General features: G+C 52.6%; 21 protein-coding genes and 1 tRNA gene. 9 read left to right on the top strand and 13 right to left on the bottom strand.

The window, feature by feature from the left end; all coding sequences use genetic code 11:
* Nucleotides 1-68: 68 nt before the first annotated feature.
* On the top strand, nucleotides 69-1,301 hold the full coding sequence (gene chrA, locus RHJ80_RS10495) for a chromate efflux transporter (RefSeq protein ID WP_310800943.1): 1,233 nt from the start codon (nucleotides 69-71) through the stop codon (nucleotides 1,299-1,301).
* Here chrA and RHJ80_RS10490 read toward each other — a convergent pair.
* The 8 genes from RHJ80_RS10490 to menB all read right to left on the bottom strand — a co-directional run bounded on the left by RHJ80_RS10490 (nucleotide 1,298) and on the right by menB (nucleotide 9,705).
* On the bottom strand, nucleotides 1,298-2,089 hold the full coding sequence (locus RHJ80_RS10490; RefSeq protein ID WP_310800942.1) for a ParB N-terminal domain-containing protein: 792 nt from the start codon (nucleotides 2,087-2,089) through the stop codon (nucleotides 1,298-1,300). The two genes, chrA and RHJ80_RS10490, sit on opposite strands and share 4 nt — an antisense overlap.
* A 40-nt stretch (nucleotides 2,090-2,129) precedes the next feature.
* Entirely contained in the window at nucleotides 2,130-3,002 is an 873-nt protein-coding gene (locus RHJ80_RS10485; protein ID WP_310800941.1) for an AAA family ATPase, read from the bottom strand.
* Nucleotides 2,999-5,698: an ATP-dependent chaperone ClpB gene (gene clpB, locus RHJ80_RS10480; protein ID WP_310800940.1), complete on the bottom strand. Its 2,700-nt coding sequence runs from the start codon at nucleotides 5,696-5,698 to the stop codon at nucleotides 2,999-3,001. Before clpB ends, RHJ80_RS10485 begins: the two co-directional genes overlap by 4 nt.
* 95 nt (nucleotides 5,699-5,793) lie before the next feature.
* On the bottom strand, nucleotides 5,794-6,555 hold the full coding sequence (locus tag RHJ80_RS10475) for a hypothetical protein (RefSeq protein WP_310800939.1): 762 nt from the start codon (nucleotides 6,553-6,555) through the stop codon (nucleotides 5,794-5,796).
* Nucleotides 6,556-6,564: 9 nt separating this feature from the next.
* Entirely contained in the window at nucleotides 6,565-7,089 is a 525-nt protein-coding gene (locus RHJ80_RS10470; protein WP_206200117.1) for an SRPBCC family protein, read from the bottom strand.
* Nucleotides 7,090-7,093: 4 nt separating this feature from the next.
* A complete protein-coding gene (locus RHJ80_RS10465; RefSeq protein ID WP_310438031.1) occupies nucleotides 7,094-8,413 on the bottom strand; it encodes a TrkA-related ion transporter in 1,320 nt (439 codons plus the stop codon).
* 164 nt (nucleotides 8,414-8,577) lie between these two features.
* Nucleotides 8,578-8,826: a Ycf34 family protein gene (locus tag RHJ80_RS10460; protein ID WP_149819240.1), complete on the bottom strand. Its 249-nt coding sequence runs from the start codon at nucleotides 8,824-8,826 to the stop codon at nucleotides 8,578-8,580.
* Nucleotides 8,827-8,868: 42 nt separating this feature from the next.
* Nucleotides 8,869-9,705 carry a 1,4-dihydroxy-2-naphthoyl-CoA synthase gene (gene menB / locus RHJ80_RS10455; protein ID WP_206200116.1) on the bottom strand — a complete coding sequence of 279 codons (837 nt, stop codon included), beginning with the start codon at nucleotides 9,703-9,705 and terminating at the stop codon, nucleotides 8,869-8,871.
* Nucleotides 9,706-9,860: 155 nt separating this feature from the next.
* On the opposite strand from menB, the gene RHJ80_RS10450 reads away from it, so the two are divergent.
* From RHJ80_RS10450 to rpmB, 7 genes are all read left to right on the top strand, one after another.
* Nucleotides 9,861-10,106: a hypothetical protein gene (locus RHJ80_RS10450; RefSeq protein WP_206200115.1), complete on the top strand. Its 246-nt coding sequence runs from the start codon at nucleotides 9,861-9,863 to the stop codon at nucleotides 10,104-10,106.
* Complete coding sequence (locus tag RHJ80_RS10445) at nucleotides 10,085-11,008, top strand: hypothetical protein (RefSeq protein ID WP_310743764.1); 924 nt, start codon at nucleotides 10,085-10,087, stop codon at nucleotides 11,006-11,008. Before RHJ80_RS10450 ends, RHJ80_RS10445 begins: the two co-directional genes overlap by 22 nt.
* Before the next feature lie 350 nt (nucleotides 11,009-11,358).
* The gene (gene pcrA / locus RHJ80_RS10440) at nucleotides 11,359-13,680 is read left to right on the top strand and encodes a DNA helicase PcrA (protein ID WP_310743763.1); all 2,322 of its coding nucleotides are present in this window, start codon (nucleotides 11,359-11,361) and stop codon (nucleotides 13,678-13,680) included.
* Between the two features lie 116 nt (nucleotides 13,681-13,796).
* A complete protein-coding gene (locus RHJ80_RS10435) occupies nucleotides 13,797-14,243 on the top strand; it encodes a hypothetical protein (RefSeq protein WP_206200112.1) in 447 nt (148 codons plus the stop codon).
* A gap of 62 nt (nucleotides 14,244-14,305) precedes the next feature.
* A tRNA-Leu gene (locus tag RHJ80_RS10430) sits at nucleotides 14,306-14,389 on the top strand.
* 59 nt (nucleotides 14,390-14,448) lie between these two features.
* Nucleotides 14,449-15,087 carry an LON peptidase substrate-binding domain-containing protein gene (locus RHJ80_RS10425; protein ID WP_149819234.1) on the top strand — a complete coding sequence of 213 codons (639 nt, stop codon included), beginning with the start codon at nucleotides 14,449-14,451 and terminating at the stop codon, nucleotides 15,085-15,087.
* 80 nt (nucleotides 15,088-15,167) lie between these two features.
* A complete protein-coding gene (rpmB, locus tag RHJ80_RS10420; RefSeq protein WP_149819231.1) occupies nucleotides 15,168-15,404 on the top strand; it encodes a 50S ribosomal protein L28 in 237 nt (78 codons plus the stop codon).
* 14 nt (nucleotides 15,405-15,418) lie between these two features.
* Here the strand turns inward: rpmB and RHJ80_RS10415 are convergent, their stop codons facing one another.
* Nucleotides 15,419-16,129: a M15 family metallopeptidase gene (locus tag RHJ80_RS10415; RefSeq protein WP_302677631.1), complete on the bottom strand. Its 711-nt coding sequence runs from the start codon at nucleotides 16,127-16,129 to the stop codon at nucleotides 15,419-15,421.
* A gap of 5 nt (nucleotides 16,130-16,134) precedes the next feature.
* Entirely contained in the window at nucleotides 16,135-16,539 is a 405-nt protein-coding gene (gene psb27 / locus RHJ80_RS10410; protein ID WP_315863336.1) for a photosystem II protein Psb27, read from the bottom strand.
* Between the two features lie 239 nt (nucleotides 16,540-16,778).
* Between psb27 and RHJ80_RS10405 the strand changes: the two genes are divergently transcribed.
* Complete coding sequence (locus RHJ80_RS10405; RefSeq protein WP_310453466.1) at nucleotides 16,779-17,270, top strand: NADAR family protein; 492 nt, start codon at nucleotides 16,779-16,781, stop codon at nucleotides 17,268-17,270.
* Here RHJ80_RS10405 and mutL read toward each other — a convergent pair.
* From mutL to RHJ80_RS10390, 3 genes are read right to left on the bottom strand one after another with little or no spacing between them, the layout of a single operon-like run.
* Entirely contained in the window at nucleotides 17,267-18,892 is a 1,626-nt protein-coding gene (gene mutL / locus RHJ80_RS10400; protein ID WP_310800938.1) for a DNA mismatch repair endonuclease MutL, read from the bottom strand. The two genes, RHJ80_RS10405 and mutL, sit on opposite strands and share 4 nt — an antisense overlap.
* Complete coding sequence (gene coaBC, locus RHJ80_RS10395) at nucleotides 18,889-20,106, bottom strand: bifunctional phosphopantothenoylcysteine decarboxylase/phosphopantothenate--cysteine ligase CoaBC (RefSeq protein WP_310743014.1); 1,218 nt, start codon at nucleotides 20,104-20,106, stop codon at nucleotides 18,889-18,891. Before coaBC ends, mutL begins: the two co-directional genes overlap by 4 nt.
* On the bottom strand, nucleotides 20,093-20,308 hold the full coding sequence (locus RHJ80_RS10390; protein ID WP_206200107.1) for a DUF2555 domain-containing protein: 216 nt from the start codon (nucleotides 20,306-20,308) through the stop codon (nucleotides 20,093-20,095). The genes coaBC and RHJ80_RS10390 overlap by 14 nt, the downstream gene beginning before the upstream one ends.
* Nucleotides 20,309-20,513: the final 205 nt, after the last annotated feature.

The following is a 20,513-nucleotide window of genomic DNA, read 5'->3' as shown; positions in this document are numbered from 1 at the left end:
CTTGTTTATTATTTAACTATATGGCAATATAAGAAAATATAATTAGCTACAGCCATTGCGAGGAACCCATGCTAGAGTCCGAGATCGAAGAGTCATCGTCCCCCCTGCCTCTGAATCTCTGGGAAATGACCGCTGTATTTCTGAAACTGGGCAGTATTGGCTTTGGCGGTGGAATTGCCATGATCGCCCTCATGGAAAATGAGTTTGTTAAGCGACGGCGGCTCTTGGCCATTGATGAATTTCTGCATGGGGTTGCCCTCAGCCAAATCCTAGGATCGTTCCCAGTCAATACGGCGCTCTTTATTGGTTATCGCCTCCATGGCTTTTGGGGCGGTCTGTTGGGTAGTCTGACCTTTCTGCTGCCGTCCGTTGTGGCGGTAATTTTACTATCTTGGCTCTATTTTGGGTTTCATACGATTCCCTCATTGCAAGGTGCCCTGGCGGGGCTAACGCCAGTGGTCATTGGCATCATCTTGGCAGCAGTCTGGTCAATGGGGCAAAAGTCTGTGCGCTCGACGGTCACGATCGCGATCGCCATTGCGGCCTGTCTCGGCAGTTTGACCCACATTAATCCCTTGCTCATCCTTGGCAGTGGTGGCATTATTGGTCTCATTCTCCAACTCAGCCCACCGACAAAAACCACAAAACTCCAAACTTCCCAAAAATCCGCCCTCGTTGGCTTACCCCTAGCGCTCCAGACCCTACCCCACCAAGCTGCCCAAATGGCCACTGCCTCTTCTCAACCCGTTCAGTGGCTGACCCTAGTGCTTACCTTCCTCAAAGTGGGCATTGTTTTCTTTGGTGGTGGCTTTGTCCTGATCCCCGTGTTGAAACAACTGTTGATCGATCAGTTACATTGGCTGACGCAGCAGGAATTTATTGATGGTGTGGCTATTAGTCAATTGACCCCAGGGCCGATCGCTGTCATTGCCACTTTTGCGGGATTCCGTGTTGCTGGTATTGGTGGTGCTTTTTTGGCAACCGTGGCTTTATTTTTGCCATCCCTATTATTGATGTTTGCTCTTGCCCACTACTATCAAGTGGTGAAGCATCTCCAACGGGTGAAGCAATTTTTGGCAGGGGTCAATCCTGCGGTGGTGGGTATGGTGTTGTCAGCAGCCATTAACCTTGCGCCTGCCATTGTCCACCTCGATCAGCCCGTCAGTCTCATTCTCAATAGCGTGCTCTTGGTCTTTTCCCTTGTGGCGATTACGCGCCTCAAATGGCACCCAGCGATCGCCCTTGCTGTGGGAGCAACAGTTGGATTATGCGGTGGCCAATGGTTAACTGGCACGGCCTAGTGAAGAAAACTCAAACTTGCTGGTACGGGGCACTTTTCGAGTTTTGTAAGGGTCTGAGGCCTCAGGTTCAAAATTTCTTTAAGGTGAATGAGAGACTGAAAGGGAGATTGAGTACGAAATTCAATAATCTCTTTGATATATTTTCGACGGCTTGTTTCACCTACTCCTGCATTTATAAGCCACTGTTGGATTTCGGCTCTGGAGCCCTGATTAAGCAAGCGTATTTTTAACTGAGGTTGGTTGCGATCTACCGAGGAGCCTGATAGCGTTGTTGTTGGTGTGGGGGGTGACACCTGTGGCAGTGGTAAGTTATCTAGTTTGGCATTGATGTTTACTAGGGCTGCCTCCATTTCTTTTAGGAACTGAAAAATAGCTTGATTTTGCTCTAGAAGCTGCTGAAGGAGTGTCTTGGTAAGATTTTCGTTGGAGTTGCTCGCTGGTGAGTCAAAAGCTAAAGGCTCTGTAGTTTGTTCTTGGTTTTGTGCTTCTGTTACTTCAGAAATTGTGGAGTTAGACTGAATTTGACTGAGAATTGCAGTTTCTATTTCTAGCGTATCATTTTCTTCAATAATCAGGGCATTGATTTCTTTAAGATTGGCTTTTTGGGCAGCATAATACTGCTGATGACCTGACAAGAGTTTGAAGCGATGACAGGCTAAGCGATCGCCCAAACGCCGCACCACTAGCGGTGGAAAACAGATACCTGCTTTCAGAATTGAACTAGCCAGTTCCTCTATCCTTCCCTGATCTGCGGGCACAAGGTCAGGGCTCAGTTCAATCGCTGTCAATTGAATACGTTTGCTATTGACCATTACATTTTAGGGCTGACTAGGACTGAGTGATCCAATTGAGTTCATCTACCAAATCATTGAATTCACGGGCAGAATTTGAATTGGGCTTAAAGCGAAAAATGGATTGGGGGGCTGGTATTTCACTATCGCCACTGGCAGTCACGCCATTGAGGCTATTGGATAAGTCAACAGATTCGGTGATAATTGTCTCTAGAATTTTCAGAGGATACTTATTCGTAATTGCTTCTTGAACAGCAATAAACTTACTTGAATTCCTAGTTCGGCCATGAATTTTTGAGGGCAAAATTCCCACAATATCCAAGGGTTTTTTACCCAACTTGACCCGCAAGTCTGCAAATCGTCGATTAATATCTTTCACAAACGATATGACGTACTTTAGGCCTTGATTGGCAAAGGGCTTAAAATCTGAGGGAATAATGAGATAATCTGAGGCAATCAGGGCAATTTCGGCGTAGAGATCCCAAGCTGGCGGTGCATCTATGATGACAATATCGTAGGCATCCTTGAGTGCTTCTAACTTCATAAGCAGTTGTAGATGAATGGCATCAATCTCCTTCAGGAGATCACGGGTTTCAATGCTCACTAAATCAATATGGGCAGGGACAACATCAATCTCTGGGTGATTAAAAGACTGGGATTTCCTAACCACTTTTTCAATGGGATACTCATCGGCATATCTGAGCACATGGAAGATATGAGCATCCCGCAGTGTATCCTCCTCTTCAAGCAGAAAACTCATTAAGCCAGTGGCAAAGGTCGTATTGGCTTGAGAGTCCATGTCAATAACCAAAACCCGCTTTTCCCGACAACGAAAGGCAGCTGCTAAGTTGACAGCAACAGTAGTTTTCCCCACACCACCCTTGTTGTGATAAATGGTAATAACTTTCACACTTCTTTCCCGTCGAGTGGATTACTGAAGGCTGAGGAGGCGGTGACGGTGTCGCGATCGCCTGCACCTGCGAGGTTGGCAGGGCTAAAGGTCAACTCACCGTTGACCAAATCTACCAAAATCGTATCGCCGGGTGCAAAGACCTCTTCAAGGATCTTCACGGCGAGGGGGTTCTCCAATTCCCGTTGAATGGCGCGTTTCAGAGGACGTGCCCCATAGACTGGATCAAAGCCCACCGCCACCAAATGATCTAGCGCTGCCGGGGTGAGGCGCAGGCGAATTTTTTGATCCGCAAGGAGTTTCTCCACCCGTCGCAGTTGAATTTGAGCAATCTGTGCCAGTTCAGCCCGCCCTAGGCCATGGAAGAGGATCAAGTCATCAATGCGGTTGAGAAATTCGGGGCGAAAATACTTTTGCGCACTTTGGAGTACCCGTTGGCGCATTTCCTCATAGCGACTGTCATCCCCGGCCAAATCTAAAATATGCTCGCTGCCCAAGTTGCTGGTCATAATGATCACGGTATTGCGGAAGTCCACCGTTCGCCCCTGGGAATCAGTGACGCGGCCATCATCGAGCACCTGCAAGAGCACATTAAAGACTTCCGGATGGGCTTTTTCCACCTCGTCAAACAGAACCACGGCATAGGGACGACGGCGAATCGCTTCCGTGAGTTGACCGCCACTGTCAAAGCCGACATACCCCGGTGGTGCGCCAATCATGCGGGAGACAGCGTGTTTTTCCATGTACTCCGACATATCAATGCGCACAAGGGCATTTTCATCATCAAAGAGGGCTTCGGCAAGAGCACGGGCCAGTTCTGTTTTGCCCACCCCCGTGGGACCCATAAAGAGAAAGGAACCAATGGGACGGGCAGGGTCTTTCATGCCGGCTCGCGCTCGGCGAATCGCTGCGGCCACGGCGGCCACGGCATCGGTTTGACCAATCACCCGCTGATGGAGGACTTGTTCCAGTTGCAGGAGTTTTTGCCGTTCTGAGGCCATTAATTTTTGCAGCGGAATTCCCGTCCACTTGGCAACAATTTCAGCAATGTCGGCTTCGGTGACTTGATCGCGCAAAAAGGTGCCACCTTCGGCCTGAAGTTCCAAAAGTTGGGCTTCGGTGCTTTCCAATTCCCGTTGCAGCGTCTCGAGGCGACCATATTTAAGTTGAGCAGCTTTGTTGAGGTTGTAGTCCCGCTCCGCTTGCTCGATTTGCAGCTTTACCTGATCTTCCTCTTCTTTGAGGCTGTTGATGCGCTCTAGGAGGTCTTTTTCGGCTTGCCAGCGGGCTTGCATGGCCTGTTGTCGCGGTTGCAGTTGGGCAATTTCCTCTTCAATGCGCTGCAGGCGATCGCGGGTGGCTTGCAGTGGCACTTGGCTCAGGGGTAGGCTTTCCTCCTGCTTGAGGGAGAGTTTTTCCATCTCCAGTTGCCGCAGGCGCCGCTCAAGGGCTTCCAGTTCAGCGGGCTTGGTGGTGATTTCCATTTTCAGTTTGGCCGCCGCTTCATCCACGAGATCAATGGCCTTGTCGGGCAAAAAGCGATCGCTAATATAGCGATCCGAAAGCATCGCCGCTGCCACCAATGCCGAGTCAGTAATTTTGACGTTGTGGTGAATTTCGTAGCGATCCTTGAGACCCCGCAAAATTGAGATTGTATCCTCAACGCTGGGTTGGCCAATATACACCTGCTGGAAGCGACGCTCGAGGGCAGCATCCTTCTCAATATGCTTGCGGTACTCGTCTAGGGTGGTGGCACCAATACAGCGCAGTTCGCCCCGCGCCAACATCGGCTTCAGGAGGTTGCTGGCATCCATCGAGGCGTTTTGATTGGCACCGGCACCAACCACGGTGTGCAATTCATCAATAAAGAGAACAATTTGACCGTCGGAATGGGTCACTTCGTGGAGAACCGCCTTGAGGCGATCTTCAAAGTCACCGCGAAACTTGGCACCCGCCACCAGACTCCCCAGATCAAGGGAAATCAACCGCCGATTTTTCAGGGATTCGGGTACATCGCCATTGATAATCCGCTGGGCAAGACCTTCGGCAATCGCTGTTTTCCCAACTCCAGGTTCGCCGATGAGCACGGGATTATTCTTAGTGCGGCGCGAGAGCACTTGAATGACGCGGCGGATTTCCTCATCGCGGCCAATGACCGGATCCAGTTTACCTTGGCGGGCTGCTTCGGTGAGATCGCGACCGTACTTTTCAAGGGCAGCGTATTTATTTTCGGGGTTTTGGTCTAAGACTTTTTGGGCGCCGCGAATGGCTTTGACGGTGGCCACCAACTGCTCGCGATCGCAATTCAAAGCGCGGAACAGACGTTGACCAATACGGCGATCGCCCACAAATGCGAGGACAAGATGCTCAATCGAAATAAACTGATCCTCTTGCTCTTGGCGCAGACGATTGGCTTCATCAAGGAGAGCATCCAAGCTGCGGCCACAGTAGAGTTCGCTTCCCGTTGGCACGCGGGGTTGCTGTTTGGCAAAGTCCATCAGCCGCTTGAGAACCCATTCAGTGTCAATATCAGCCCGTTCAAAGATCAGTTGCCCCAGTCCCTCTTCCCGCAGGAGGGCAATCATCAAGTGCTCTGTTTCCAGATATTGGCTGCGATATTCCCGTGCCACATCTTGGGACTTAACAATGGCTTCCCATGCTTTATCAGTAAACTTTGTTGGATCCGTTGGTTGCATAGTGATAATTGAGGGCAAAACCCCACCGACCGTGAATGCATTATGCCATCATCTTCAGTGTAATCAACAGGCCACCGCCACACCCGCAGGACGACTTATAGAGGTGGCAGATAGAGAAACTGCCGCAGGAGATTAGCGAGTTTTTTCTTGCTGTCATAGCCGCTACTGTAGTACTGCCGCAGGGGAACTGTCTCGCCAGAAGTGAGGTGCACCACGACGCGATAGAAGCGATCGCCATCAGAATCCACGGAGCTTTCAATCGCAATGTCCCTGATCGCGCGCAAGTGCAATTCCTTCTGAGTGCGGCGGAAAAAATTTGCATGGAGAATCGTCAAGGTGCCACTGCCCCGATCCAAATCCAGTGTTAAGACGGATGCGAAAGAAATGAAACTCATCCCTACCAGAAAGAACACCCCCGCAATGATCCCAATGAGCCAGCGATCGTCCACACGCGCTGAAAGTTCGGTTTGATTGGGATTGGCTAAGAACTGATTAATTTGCTGCACCATGGCGGCGCGATCGCCCGGCTCCGAGGAGGCAACGCCTAATATGGTTGAGTTGCCCGCTATTTCAAGAACAACGCGGTACATGCGATCGCCTTCGCTGTCAATGTAGTCCTCCAACTTTGCCTGTCGCAGTAGAGGAAGCGGAATTTTCACCCGCTCTTGGCTCACGAAGGAGGTTGTGGTGGCAATACATTCATAGGGTAGGGTTTGGCGTTGGCAGTGAATTTCTGCAACAGGAAAGAAGCTGAGCATCAACGTAGGTACAAGAGCAAACACCCCACCCATAAACCAACTCAGCAAAGGGCGCTCCCGCAAGCGCAAGCGATAGTCCGTTTGCTCCAAGATTTTCATCGCTGATCGTTATCCTTGAGCACGCAAAAATGCTGCGACACTGGCTGCCAACTGCTGAAAATTGGGTTCGATGCGTTGGCCGAGATACTCCTCCACAGCGCGAGCAATCATGCCAGCTAGGAAGGAGGGTACCCCCGGAATGCGTTTTGGATCAATGCGTAGATGACCTCGGCTAGTGATAATTGTTGAGTCACCCACAGCAATGAATTGATTTTCCCCTTGGCAGTCAATGGCCTCGGTAAAGGCATGGGGTGCAATGCGCCAGCGGGTGAGATAGTGGCGATCGTCCCAATGGGTGTAGTCCGTCCACGAGAGCATTGCCTCACTCAGCAGTGCCCGAGCCGCTGCCGGAATTTCGCCACCCCCATGCCAGACCAGAACCATCTCTAAGATCTCAGGCTGTTCCCTGCGCTCTTGCACCTCAATTTTACGCACATTGGGCATCCAGTTGACTAACTCAGGCAGGCGATCGCGATAGGTACGATAGACGTGCTCGCGGGGAAAGGGCAGCTCTACTTGGGAGGCAATTTCCATCACCCTATCCCCACTGTGGATACTGCCGCGCAATCACAACCACATAGTCCCCCCCTTGCAGCTCATAGTCCATTGGTGGGTTAATCTCCGTCTGGCGACGCCCCTCAATGCGACGTTCCACAGCGACTAAGAGGGCATCGTACTGCTCCTTGAGGTGTCGTTGCGCATACCAAAAGGTTTTGCCTGCCAGCGTTGACGGCAAAGGCAGCCGATAAAATTGATTGCCCACCTGTACCGTTAGGAGTTCGGCAAAGACATCCATCGCCCCTTGATTGCGCACCGCATTGCCAATGAGATGACCCGCCATTTCATCAGCCACCACCACATCTTCCACCCCTGCCGCCTGAAGTTGCACATTATTATTGCGATCCAAAAGCTGGGCACAGGTGTAAATCGTTGGATTGAGTTTTTCCATGGTCAGTGCAGCGAGAACCGTTCGGGCATCGCGGTCTTGATCACTGCGGGGCTGGCTGGTATCCGCCAAGAGAATGGCACGGGAGGCGTGGTAAATCTGCACCTTCTCTAAAACGTCAATGCGGGTATAGTCTCCCGAATAAAAGTAGAGGCGATTTTGATCTACTCTCCGCAACTCACTCAAGGGCAACTGTTCCAGTTCAGCAACAATGACAATCGGTGCATGGCGGGTTTGGGGATCGGTTTGCAACTCCTGCAACACTAGGGGGGCACTGCGATTCCAGCCACAGAGAATAATGTGGTTGCGCAACTCATCCAAGTCAAAGTTCTTAATGCTCATGACTGATTGCAACCGCTGCACCATGAAGGCAGACACCACCCCTGTAAACACTGCAAACAAGGTCAGCCCCGACAAAACCACCACTAGGGTAATGATCCGCCCGGCATGGGTTTTGGGATAGGCACCAATGGGTTCGGCGGACACTAAGGAAAAGAAGCTGTACCACAGGGCATCCCCAAGGGTCTCGATGTCTGGGTTTGAGGTTCCTTCGATAATATAAAAAGCCAGTCCCCCAAAGAGCATGATCAACACAATGATTAACAGTGCTGAAATTTGGGCACCGTAGAGACCAGAAATCTGGGGAGAAATGTAGTGTAGGTTGCGATTGATCAAAATCGAGGCACGGGGTAGGCGCAAAAGGGGCAGCAGACGAAACAGGGGCCACTGGGGCGGCATCGGTAAAATCGCGACTAGATCAAGCCAGTAGTGGCGGAAAAATCGTTGCTTTTTGCGGGCGATCGCAAAGCGTAGGAATAACTCAACAACAAAGCACAGCCGTAGGGGCAAATCCGCCAGCATCAGAAAAAAATTAGGGTGGCCGGGCTGTACCCAGAAAAGATCGACCACCACTAAAAGTACCCATATGAGGATCAAAACCAACAGGCTGATTTCTACCTGTGGTGCGTGCAGAAATAGATCAAGCTGTTGTCTTAGCCGGCTTTGTCCCATGAGTGCCGCTAGAAGAGAACATCAAATTGCCGCAATTTGCCGCGATCGCCGGCTAACCATCAGATTTAGGTGGGAATCAATTCTCCCGGACGCAGTTTTGCCCACCGTCCCTGTTCTTCGACGAAACTGGCACAACCAACCACATCCCACTCCAATAGAATCTCTTCCCCTTGGGTACGGATGTTGATATTGATCGTCGGCTCAATTGGGTCAAAGTCTGGCGTGAGGGTCAGATGGGGCTGTTGGTGCTGCTCCTCAACGGCATAGTATGTGGTACAGCGATCCACAAGGGCGCAGTTAACACAGATACACATGGAACTCTCCCAATGCCACATGCTCCTACTCTAGCGCATCCCTTAGGGGCGCCAAGGGAACTGCTGAAAGTTGGGGGGACGTTTTTCCAAAAAGGCGTTTTTGCCCTCGGCACTCTCTTCAGTGAGGTAGTACAGCAAGGTTGCATTGCCGGCTAATTCCTGTAGGCCGGCTTGACCATCACAATCGGCATTAAAGGCCGCCTTCAAGCAGCGAATGGCCAAGGGACTTTTGGTGAGAATCTCTTGCGCCCAGCGGATCCCCTCAGCCTCCAGTTCCTCAACGGGGACAACAGCATTGACTAGACCCATCGCTAAGGCTTCCTGAGCTGTATATTGTCGACAGAGAAACCAAATTTCACGCGCTTTTTTCTGGCCGACAATGCGGGCAAGATAACTCGCACCAAACCCCGCATCAAAACTACCCACCCGTGGCCCCGTTTGACCAAAAATGGCATTCTCAGCAGCAATGGTGAGGTCACAGACCAAGTGCAGCACATGGCCACCGCCAATGGCATAGCCGGCCACAAGGGCAATCACCACCTTTGGCAGGGAGCGAATTTGCCGTTGCAGATCCAGCACATTCAGCCGTGCTACCCCCTGATCATCCAGATAGCCTGCCTCACCCCGAATACGTTGGTCACCACCCGCACAAAAGGCATACTTACCATCGGTGTGGGGGCCTGCCCCGGTGAGCAAGACAACGCCAATCGTGGGATCGTTGCGGGCATCCTCAAAGGCCTGACTCATTTCCACAATAGTTTGGGGACGAAAGGCATTGCGCTTGTGGGGACGGTTAATCGTAATTTTGGCAATGCCCGTCGTTTTGTGGTAGAGGATGTCAGTGTAGTGGTGAACCTGCTGCCAGTGGACGCTGTCCATAGAGTGTGATGGGTAAGATGGATTCTCATTGTAACCTGAGGGGTTCTCGGGTTTAGAGGGGAGCAAAATCGCAAAAAAAATTAACATCCACCACCTAGGGGAGGCTAGGAGAGCTATGTTAGGCTGTTGCTGACAATAGTTTGTGCTTCTTTGCTATGAGCGACCTCCTCAACACCTGCCCCAATTTGCAAGCGGATTGTGATCGCCTCCTTGACCTATTGAATGCGGAACCCAAGCTGCGCTCCTTTGATATTACGCCAGTTCAAACTTCCCTGCGCAAGGCGGTTTCGCCGACATTTGAGATTGTTTTTGCAGGGCCTTTTAGTGCTGGCAAATCAATGCTGATCAATGCACTATTGGAGCGCGAACTCCTCTACAGTTGGATCTTAGCCAAGAACTGAAAATCGCCGGGGATGAGTTTTATCGGCATATTGATCAGTTTCTCAATCGTATCAAGGGCGGCCAGTCTCCAGAGGCAGAGCAGGACTATAAACGGCTGAAAAACAACCTTGTCACTTCCCTCGAGCAACTCCTGCGCCAGTTCTCCGTGGCTACTATTTATCAACAGGCCCTTGATAGTCATCCCACCAACTCCGTTGTTCCCGTCATGGGGATTTTGGCGGAGGCCTTCTATTACTTGGCCAATGGTCTCAAGAAAACCCTCGTCGAGTCTTCCCAAGAGGTGATCAAAAATCTCTTTAAGCAGTTGAGGCGGGAGATTTACCAGCAGCCCTACTATCGCGAACTCTTTCGCCTACTGGGGAATGACAGCGGCATTGATCAAATGTTGGCCAAGCTGGAGGAGGAGGTACTGACTAGTATTACGACGGTGGCACGCATTGAGTGCGATCGCTATGTGCGGGAGCGCGAGGATTTCTATCATGATACCCAAGGGGTGATGAAACTGCGGGAGGTGCTGCGCAAAGCCTGCAATACCTTTGATGCTTCGAGTATGTTTGAGGCGGAAACCGAACTGCGGGAACTCCTGAAAATGGACTTTGTTCACAAGATCAAGAAAACCATTGAAGTGACCTATCGAGCCGCGATCGCCACCGCGATTACAGAGCCTCTCCTCACTGCCGCCAAGCAACATAGCCAAGAGATTCTCCAGCAACAGCAACAGGCACGGGAGCACCTCGGCAAAACCCTAGAGAAAGAAGCGGCTGAAAGCATTGAGCACAATGCCGCCAAACTGAAGGAACTAGAGGGCAAGATTGCCATGTACAACGAGGCGGTGACGGGCATTAACCGCTGCCTCGAACAACAGGGGCGCGATCGCCAGAAACTTCCCCTGATTCTTTGAGTATTGATGCAGGATTCGTCTTAACCTGCGTTGCCTACCCCCGCAGTGATTGTGTTATCTTGACTCATCAAGAAGAAGAGCTGGCGGGCCGTGCCCAGAGTAATTTTTCCCTACTGGAGTAGTAGAATGGCAATTTCGAGTTTGAGATCAGCTTCAGTGATGTGCGCTGTTTGTAAAAACTCATCGGGAATTACTCAACTCATAATCCAAAATCCCCTTTAATATCAATTTGTGTCAACCCATCGCCGTCTGATGCCGTGATGCCCGCAGTACTGGCGGATGGGGGTGCCAACCCGTTGGCTGGTCATAGCAGGTATCATAAAACTTTAGGCGAATGGGCGTAGCAGCAAATGAGTAGGGATTTTCTCGCAGGACTGAATCCATCACAACGGCAGGCGGTGGAGCACTATTGTGGCCCGATGTTGGTGGTGGCAGGCGCTGGTTCCGGGAAAACTCGCACGCTCACCTATCGCATTGCCCATTTGATTCGCCAGCATCAGGTGGCACCAGAAAATATCTTGGCGGTGACGTTTACAAATAAGGCCGCCCGCGAAATGAAGGAGCGGATTGAAGCTCTCTTTGGTCAAGAGGTGGCTCAGCAACTCTACGGGCGGGACTGGCTGGATCTCTCTCCCCTCGAACAACAGCGGGTGCGATCGCGAGTCTATCAAACGTACACGAAGCCCCTTTGGATTGGCACGTTCCACAGCCTGTGTGCCCGACTCCTGCGCTTAGAAATAGAGGCCTATCAACATCCCCAAGGGTATCGCTGGACGCGGCATTTCACCATTTTTGATGAGTCAGATGTGCAAAGTTTGATTAAGGAAATTGCCACTGCGGAACTCAATCTCGATGAGCGCCAGCATGATCCGCGCGGTATCCGCTACAAAATTAGCCATGCCAAAAACCGAGGGCTAAGTCCCGATCAATTGGAGCAGGAACAGCGATCGCCCGCTGGCCGGGTGGCCGCCGAGGTTTATCGTCGCTATGAGGCAACCCTTGCCCAGAATAACGCCCTTGACTTTGATGATTTGATTTTGCGAACGGTGCAGCTGCTACAACAGCACCCCGAGCGCCTTGAGTATTGGCATCAGCAATTCCAACATATTCTGGTGGATGAGTACCAAGACACCAACCGCACCCAATACGATCTCATTCGGCTATTGGCCACCAATGGTACGCCACCGCAACAGTTTCAGAATTGGGGCGATCGCTCGATTTTTGTCGTCGGCGATGTCGATCAGTCCATTTATTCCTTTCGCTGCGCTGATTTCACTATCCTGATGAATTTCCAGCAGGATTTTGGCGATCGCCTGCCCGATGACGATAGCCGCACAATGATCAAGCTAGAGGAAAACTATCGCTCTGTTGCCAACATTTTGCAGGCCGCCAATCATCTCATTGAGCACAACAACGAACGCATTGCTAAAGTGCTGCGTCCCACCAAAGGAGAAGGCGCTCCCATTTACTGCGAGTGTTGCCACACTGAAACCGATGAAGCCTCTTTTGTTGTCCAAACCATCAAAGCCTTGGGCAGTCAATCCCTCGAACCCCAATGGGGACGGTTTGCCATTCTCTACCGCACCAACGCCCAATCGCGCCCCTTTGAGGAGGCCTTAGTTCGCGCCAACATTCCCTACACCGTGGTTGGTGGTCTCAAATTCTATGAGCGCAAGGAAGTCAAGGATGTTCTCGCTTATTTGCGGCTGCTGCAAAACCCCCAAGACACCGTGAGTCTGCGGCGAATTATTAACGTGCCACGACGCGGCATTGGCAAAACCAGTTTGGATCGCCTCAGTGACGCCGCGCAAACCCTTGGCATTTCCCTGTGGGATTTAATTGCCGATACCGAATCCATGACGCCCTTGGCCGGGCGAGCCAGTCGTGCCGTGCAGCAGTTTGTGACCCTCATGACCCGCCTGCGATCGCTAGTGGACGACATTGAATTGCCTGAACTGGTGAAAACCGTGATTGAAGAGACAGGCTACCGCCGCGAACTCGAAAACGAAGGCACTGACGAAAGCCTAGAGCGACTGCAAAACCTAATGGAATTGGTTAACGCTGCCCAGCAATTTAGCGAAGAAAACGAGGGGGCAAGCCTCAGCGATTTTCTCAACAGTTCTGCCCTTGCCTCGGATTTGGATACCTTGCAGGAGGGAGAGGGCGTCGTTTCCCTGATGACCTTGCATGCCGCTAAGGGGCTAGAATTTCCCGTTGTCTTTTTGGTGGGCATGGAGCAGGGACTCTTTCCCAACTTCCGCAGTCTCAACGACCCCATGGCTCTCGAAGAAGAACGCCGCCTTTGCTATGTCGGCATCACCCGTGCCCAAGAACAACTCTTTCTCACCTTTGCCCAAAGCCGTCGCCGCTACGGTGGCAGTGAAGATACGATTCCTTCGCAATTTTTGACAGAGCTACCCCCAGAACTGCTGACAGGGAATGTTCAACGACGACCCAAAATGGCTGCTGTCACGAAGCTATCCCCCGCACGGTTGAGCAAGGCTGCTGCCTCTGGTTGGCGGGTGGGCGATCGCATTCTCCATCCTGTCTATGGCGAAGGGGAAATTACCCATGTCTTTGATACTGGCCCGGAGCTCTCCTTGGTGATTCGTTTCCCACGTCGCGGGCAAAGGGTGGTGGATCCCCGCCTGACACCCCTTGAGCGGCTATAAATCGAGCGAACCGATCCGAGCTGAACAATATGAAGTCTTATTGCAGGATGCGGCTGTTTGGGTGCCACTCACGCTTTTTGAGCGTCATGATAAGCATGAACCTATAGGAACTTCCCGTGAGCAAGAGCATTATTGCAGCAACGCTGCTTGCCCTCAGCGCTGGGGCGCACACCTACGCGATCGCCCCCCAAATGCCCACAATGGTCGCTCAGCCAGCCCAACCCGCAGGCACCACCTTCTATGCTGATATGGGCGAGGGTCTATTTCGCATCAGTGGTCGCCCGAATCAAAAAGTAACGTTTATGAGCATTGCCATTGATCCACAAAAGGTGGCGGATATCAATATGCAACTGGCGGATGGCAACTATATTGGCTTTTCTGGCAACGTCATTCAGCAGGATGCCTACAATCTGCGGATTCGCTTGACTAGTTCTGGTATGGCCGATGCCAATGGCACCCTCAATCTCCGTTATGGCGGTCAGCAGTCCATTCTCAACTTGGCGGGCAATGGTCAATTGGATGGTCAGCCCTTTGTGCTCACCTTCCGAGGCAAGATGAAATAATGAGTTGACAGAACTCCACCAAACCCAAGATAATAAAAGATCGCTGACCAAATCTATCACGAGCGGAACTGGCGGAATTGGTAGACGCGCTAGATTCAGGTTCTAGTGTCCGCAAGGACTTCGGGGTTCAAGTCCCCGGTTCCGCATCCTAGGAAGCCTGCAAAGTACGGTACGATAGAAGCATTGGCTTCTGTGCGCTGTCATTATGGCTTTTTCGTCCATTGCCGTTCGCGAACTCCCCATTTTTCCCTTGCCGGATGTTGTGCTCTTTCCGGGGCGACCACTGCCACTCCACATTTTTGAATTTCGCTACCGCATCATGATGAATACGATTCTTGAGAGCGATCGCCGCTTTGGCATCGTGATGTGGGATCCACAAACGGGACGGCCAGCCACGGTGGGCTGTTGTGCGGAAGTGCGTCGCTACGAACGGCTTCCCGATGACCGCATGCTCATTGATTCCTTGGGTCAGCAGCGGTTTCGCATCTTGGACTACGTGCGCGAAAAACCCTACCGCGTTGGACTGGTGGAGTGGATTGAGGATGAACCCACCAGCATTGATCTGCGCCCCTTGGCCAAGGAAGTGCGGCAACTTCTTGAGGATGTGGTGCGCCTCTCAGCAAAACTGACGGAACAACCCATGGAGCTGCCCCCCGATGTGCCCACGGCTGCCCTTGAACTGTCCTATTGGATTGCCAGTAATTTTCGCGGTGTGGCTCAGGAGCAGCAACGTCTTCTAGAGCTACAATCCACCTACGATCGCCTACTGCGGGAAGCAGAAATTTTAACCACCACCCGCAATCACTTAGCCGCACGGACTGTTCTTAAGGAGACCTTCAAATAGGCAGTGCCCTGCACCATTGAATATGCTAGGCTAGAAATCCTGATTATTTTGCACCATCTGCCTTGCTGGGGAGGAAACCAATGAGCCGTGTTTGTCAACTAACTGGAAAAAAAGCCAATAACGCCTATGCCATTTCCCACTCCCACCGGCGGACGAAAAAACTGCAAGAAGTGAATTTGCAATGGAAACGGGTATGGTGGCCAGAAGGCAACCGTTGGGTGCGGCTGCGCCTCTCTACCAAAGCCATTAAAACCCTTGAGCGCAAAGGCCTGAGTGCATTTGCCAAAGAAGCGGGGTTGAATCTCAACAAGCTCTAAGGCATTGCCCAGACTCAAAGATCCACGCGGCCATAGCGAGCGAGGATGTCCCGCTGGCCAGTCTGTTGCTGCGTTTGCCAAGCCCACAACTGATCCCCAAGGGAAAAGTGCCACCACTCGTTAGGATGGCGCTGAAAACCGGCATAGCGCATTGCTTGGTAGAGAATTTTGCGGCGTTGGCTAAAGCAGGCGGCATTAGCCTGCTCAGGATGGCGATCGTAAAAATCGGGAAAGGAACGTTCAGAAACTTCATCAATGACACCCCCCATCTCCAAAGGATGGCCTGCGGGGTCAGCGAGGGTGAGATCAACAGCAGCACCGGTACTGTGGGGGGGTGGTTGCTGAGGGTCTGAACTGGGCACCGCCCAAAATTGATCAACCTGTTGCCAAATCTCGCGGGCGATCGCTGGCTCAAGCTGCTGTGCATCATACCCCCGTTCTTGACAAAGGGTAGCAAAGGTATGCGCCACCATGAACTGCTGTACCGCAATTGGCCGATAGGCATCAAAAATTGCGAGTTGCCAGCCGTAAGGTTCTAGGAACGCTTGGGCGCGCTCAAGGGCAGCAATGACCCCCACCCGCAACCAAAACGGAGAGGCTTTGCCATAGGGGGCACCTCGGCTTTGATAGGGATGGGGTTGCAGCCGCAGAAAGGTAGGTGGAATAGGCGCTAGGGGTTCCCCACACTCTGCAATAGGAATCTTGGTATAGGGCTTATCCCCCATTGGGACTAGGACTTGGCTTCGCGATCAAGGGCGAGTTCAACTTGCTTAAACTCTTGTTCGAGGCGGGCTTTCAGCTTCTCCGGGAGGGGACGATTGGGATAGGAACTGTAGTGACCCGCGAGGGAGTTAAGGGCAGTTTGCATCGTCATAAAGGAAGAGAGCGATCGCAGGGAGTCATCGCGACGATAGAGGGCAAAGAAGTCATTGAGTTTTTTGCGAGCCTCTGCTTGGGCGGCCTTTTTGTTGGGGTCATTATCTGGTAGGGCGATCGCTTCGCGCAGGCTACTGATCAGCGCAAGGGTATCTTCACGGAAATTTCCCGTTAGCCCAGTAGGCACATTGGCACAACTGGTCAGGAGCAGTGACACACTCAGGAAAAGTGCGCAAACCATCGCCCAAAAACGTCTCATAGCAAACCCCAAAACAAAATCGGTCTCAACGTACCCATGAGGCTCATCTTAGCAAGGATCCGCCCCTAGAGTCTCAAGTTTGGCGATCGCCCCTTTCGAAGATAGGGGGTTCGTCATCTTTCAGATTGAACTGTTTTGAACAGGTTGTATCCCTAGTGAAAAGAGTTGCATTTGGGGGATGATGATCTCAGCCATGATGAATGCTAGCTGATCACAGGGGTGTAGGAACGCGGTTGGCAATGACCATCTACTTTTATCGCGTCAAGGATGCCTACGGCAGTTTTTCCAATTTCTCTCCCCACGGGTTTACCCTCGAGGGCTATTACTGGCCAACAGCGGAGCACTACTACCAAGCCCATAAATTCTTTGGCACTGCCCATGAAGCCTTTGGTCATACTATTCGCACTGCCCCAACTCCTGAAGCCGCTGCCCAACTCGGTCGCAGTGGTCGTTACCCCGTTCATCCTCAGTGGGATCAACTGAAACAGGCAGTGATGTGGCGTGCCCTTGTTGCCAAATTTACCACCCATCCCGACCTACAGGAACTGCTCTTAGCAACTGGGGATGAAGAATTGGTGGAGGATTCCCCCGTAGATCGCTATTGGGGCTGTGGTAGCGATCGCCAAGGCTGTAACTATTTGGGACGGCTGCTGATGCACCTGCGGCAGTGTCTGCGCCAAGGGGCAGATCTTCACACCTTCACTCCTCTGCAGGATTGCTCATTTGGCTAGATGCCATGACTTTTGCCCACCACCCAATGGCGACGGAAAAAACGGGCAAGGCTAGATTCTTGCAGTTGCAGACAGATGGGGCGACCATGGGGGCAGGTGTGGGGTTGACGGCAGCGGTACCACTGATCCACAAGGGTTTGCATTTCCGCAAGGGTGAGGGGCGTGCCGTTACGAATGGCGCTGCGACAGGCAACGGCCACCTTAGCAGCGGTTAAATCTGCCACTTGGCTGAGTTCAATCAAGGCAGCTACTACATCGGGGCGATCGCGCAATAGAGCAGGCACACGGCGCACTGCCCAAACCTGTACCCCAAAGGGGGCGATCGCTAACCCCCAGTCTTGAAGGCGTTGCACTTGCGTTTCCGTGAGGGAGTCCACCAACACCGGCTGCTCTAGCTCCACCACCTGCCAATCTGTTTCAATTTGCTCGTACAGCACGCGTTCATGGGCAATGTGCTGCTCAATCAACCAGATGCCTTCGGCGTGCTCAACAATAATGTACATGTTGTGCAATTGGCCAACCACTTTCAGGCTTGGCAAGGAAACTTGAGCTGAATTGGGCGATAACAGCGTCCGATAGCGGTTTGGTGGTTCAGCCGCCTTGAGCACCTGATAGCTGCTGGCATCACTCAGGGGGATTGAGGGGCAGGCAAGGAGTTGGCCAATGCGTTCTACCAAGAGGGCTTGCCATTGCTCTGGTTCCCGTAGATAGATCGTGCGCTTTTGGGGTTCTGCTGACCAATCAATCGCCGCTGGGGGTAAATGGAGATGGGCAATACACAGGGGAAAGCGCTGCCGAGGTAGGCTGCAACCAAAGGCCTCAAGAATCACCTGCTGCCACGAGGGATCACTGTGCAGTTCCACCCAACGGCCATTGACAGCCACCCCTAAGCCATCGGGGCGAGGACGATGGTGGCGATCCGGCGGCGCCAAGACCAGTTCAATTTGGGCATCGCTCATTTGGCGCAGATCTTGGGGATGGAGTTGTGGGATGAGTTGCAGCAGGCGATCGCCCAAAGACGTCACTGCCGGCCAGTGGTGCCAGCGCTTGCTATCCTTAAGGAGATGCCAAGCCACTTGGGGAAAACACAGGGCGATTTCCTGAAGCCGCCGCTGTACCTGTTTCGGATTTGCTCCCTGCTGACGTTGCGGCCAGTCCTGAAAAATTTGCTCAGCAATCACGCGAGTCCCCACGGCCATTCCCAGAGGACGCTGGCTGCGCACTTGACCCTGGGCATCATAACTCACTTGCCAACCGGTCTCCGCCTCACGGTGGCGACTGCAAATCGTTAACTGTGCCATTTGCGCCAAACTGTGGAGGGCTTGACCGCGAAATCCCAAGGTTGTGATGTCCGCCAATTCCCCGCTGGGGGGCAACTTGCTGCTGGTGTAGGGGAGAGCCACTTGGGTGAGATCTGCCCAGCGAATCCCTTCGCCATTGTCTGTGACCTCAAGATGCCATGCTGAAGGGCGCCAGTGGAGATGAATGCGACTCGCCCCGGCATCAAGCGCATTTTCCACAAGCTCCTGTACCACTGTGGCGAGGGAGTCGAGGGTTTCAGCGGCAGCGATCGCCCGCTGCATTTGGAGCGGCAAGGGGACAACCGTGAGGCCATCACTCATGGCAGCCATTCTTGAGCAACGTCAAAAATTTGGTGGGCCAGAATTAACTTTGGTACCTTGGCAAGATCGCGCGATCGCCCCTGCCGATCCAGAACCACCGCTGCGTTTTCGCTACTGCCAAAGCCACCATCGGCTTGATCCACCGCATTGGCAACTATCAAATCCAAGCCCTTGCGTTCTAGCTTTTCGCGGGCGGGCGTTACAATATCCCCCGTTTGGGCAGCAAAACCAATCAGACGTTGGTGGGGTTGGCGCATCTGAGCCACCGCTTGCAAAATATCGGGCACCGGACTCAGGGGTAAGGCGGTAGGCAACTCCGATTTCGGGAGCTTTCCCGACCACTGTTGGGCCGGGCGGACATCGCCAACGGCGGCAGCCATCACCAGCCAATCGGCCTCTGGCCACACCTCAAGGACAGCTTTGCACATTGCTTCGCTACTGATTGCTTCAATAGCGCGTACCTGGGCTGGGATCGGCTCGGCGATCGCCCCATGAATCAACGTCACCTTGGCGCCGCGATGCAGGGCTGCCCTTGCCAGAGCGATCCCCATTTTCCCCGTTGCCGGATTACCAATGAAGCGCACTGTATCCCAATACTCGCGGGTGCCACCGGCAGTAATCAGCAGATGTTTCCCCGCCAAGTCTCGTTTGCCGTGGGTATAGGCCAAGGAGTCCAAATAGGCAATGATTTCCTGCGTCTCCGCCATCCGCCCCACACCGACGCTGTCACAGGCCAAGCGGCCATAGGCCGGGGGTAAGCAATGATAACGGGGCTGTTGTTGCAGTTGTTGCCAATGGCTCTGTACTGTCGGTTGCTCCCACATGGTCGTGTTCATGGCCGGTGCCACCAAGATGGGTATTTGGGAGGCCAGCACCGTACTGGTCAGTAGGTTATCCGCCAAACCCAGCACCAGCTTTGCCAACGTATTGGCCGTGAGGGGAGCAATCAACATCAGCGTTGCCTTTTCTGCCAGTTCAATGTGTAGCGGTCGCGGCGCTTGGGGATGCCAAAAATCCGCATCTGTGAGTACCGATCGCCGGCACAGGGTCGAAAGGGTCAACGGCGTAATGAACTGCGAGGCGGTCTCTGAAAGGATGGCAGACACTTGCCACCCCGCCTTTACTTGCGTGGAGATCACATCACAGATTTTATAGGCAGCAATGCCACCCCCCACCCCCACTAATAAATGGGGAACTGCCCTAGGACTCGTCAAAGGCTTCTAAATCCAGAAGATACAAATAAGGCTCTACCAGCTCTGGCCGCTGAAAGGCAATGGAGCGCAGCAGATGCCAGTCTTCAAGGGCAGCAAAGGGTGTATCGTAATCATCCTCCTCAAGCCGTCGTGCCAAGGCAGCCACCTCCTGGGGGGTGAGGTGATTGATATACTCCTGAGTGTAGTGGTGAGTTGTTTGCATACCCCCTCCTGCAGGACGCCTAAAGAGTTGTCCTACAACACTAGTTTACATACCCCTTGGCCTCAACCCCAAGATTGAGGAGCTAGACTAAAAAAGCTACTGCCCTGCGGGGTACGATGTCCCTAGCCAGTTTTACCCCTGCCTATGACCAATCCCCAATTCTTACGAGTGGTTGCTCTGTTGAGTCTAGGGGTAGCAACAGCTG

The sequence above is a fragment of the Thermosynechococcus sp. QS41 genome (assembly GCF_031583515.1).
Taxonomy (GTDB): domain Bacteria; phylum Cyanobacteriota; class Cyanobacteriia; order Thermosynechococcales; family Thermosynechococcaceae; genus Thermosynechococcus.
This window is presented reverse-complemented; position numbering and strand designations above follow the sequence as displayed.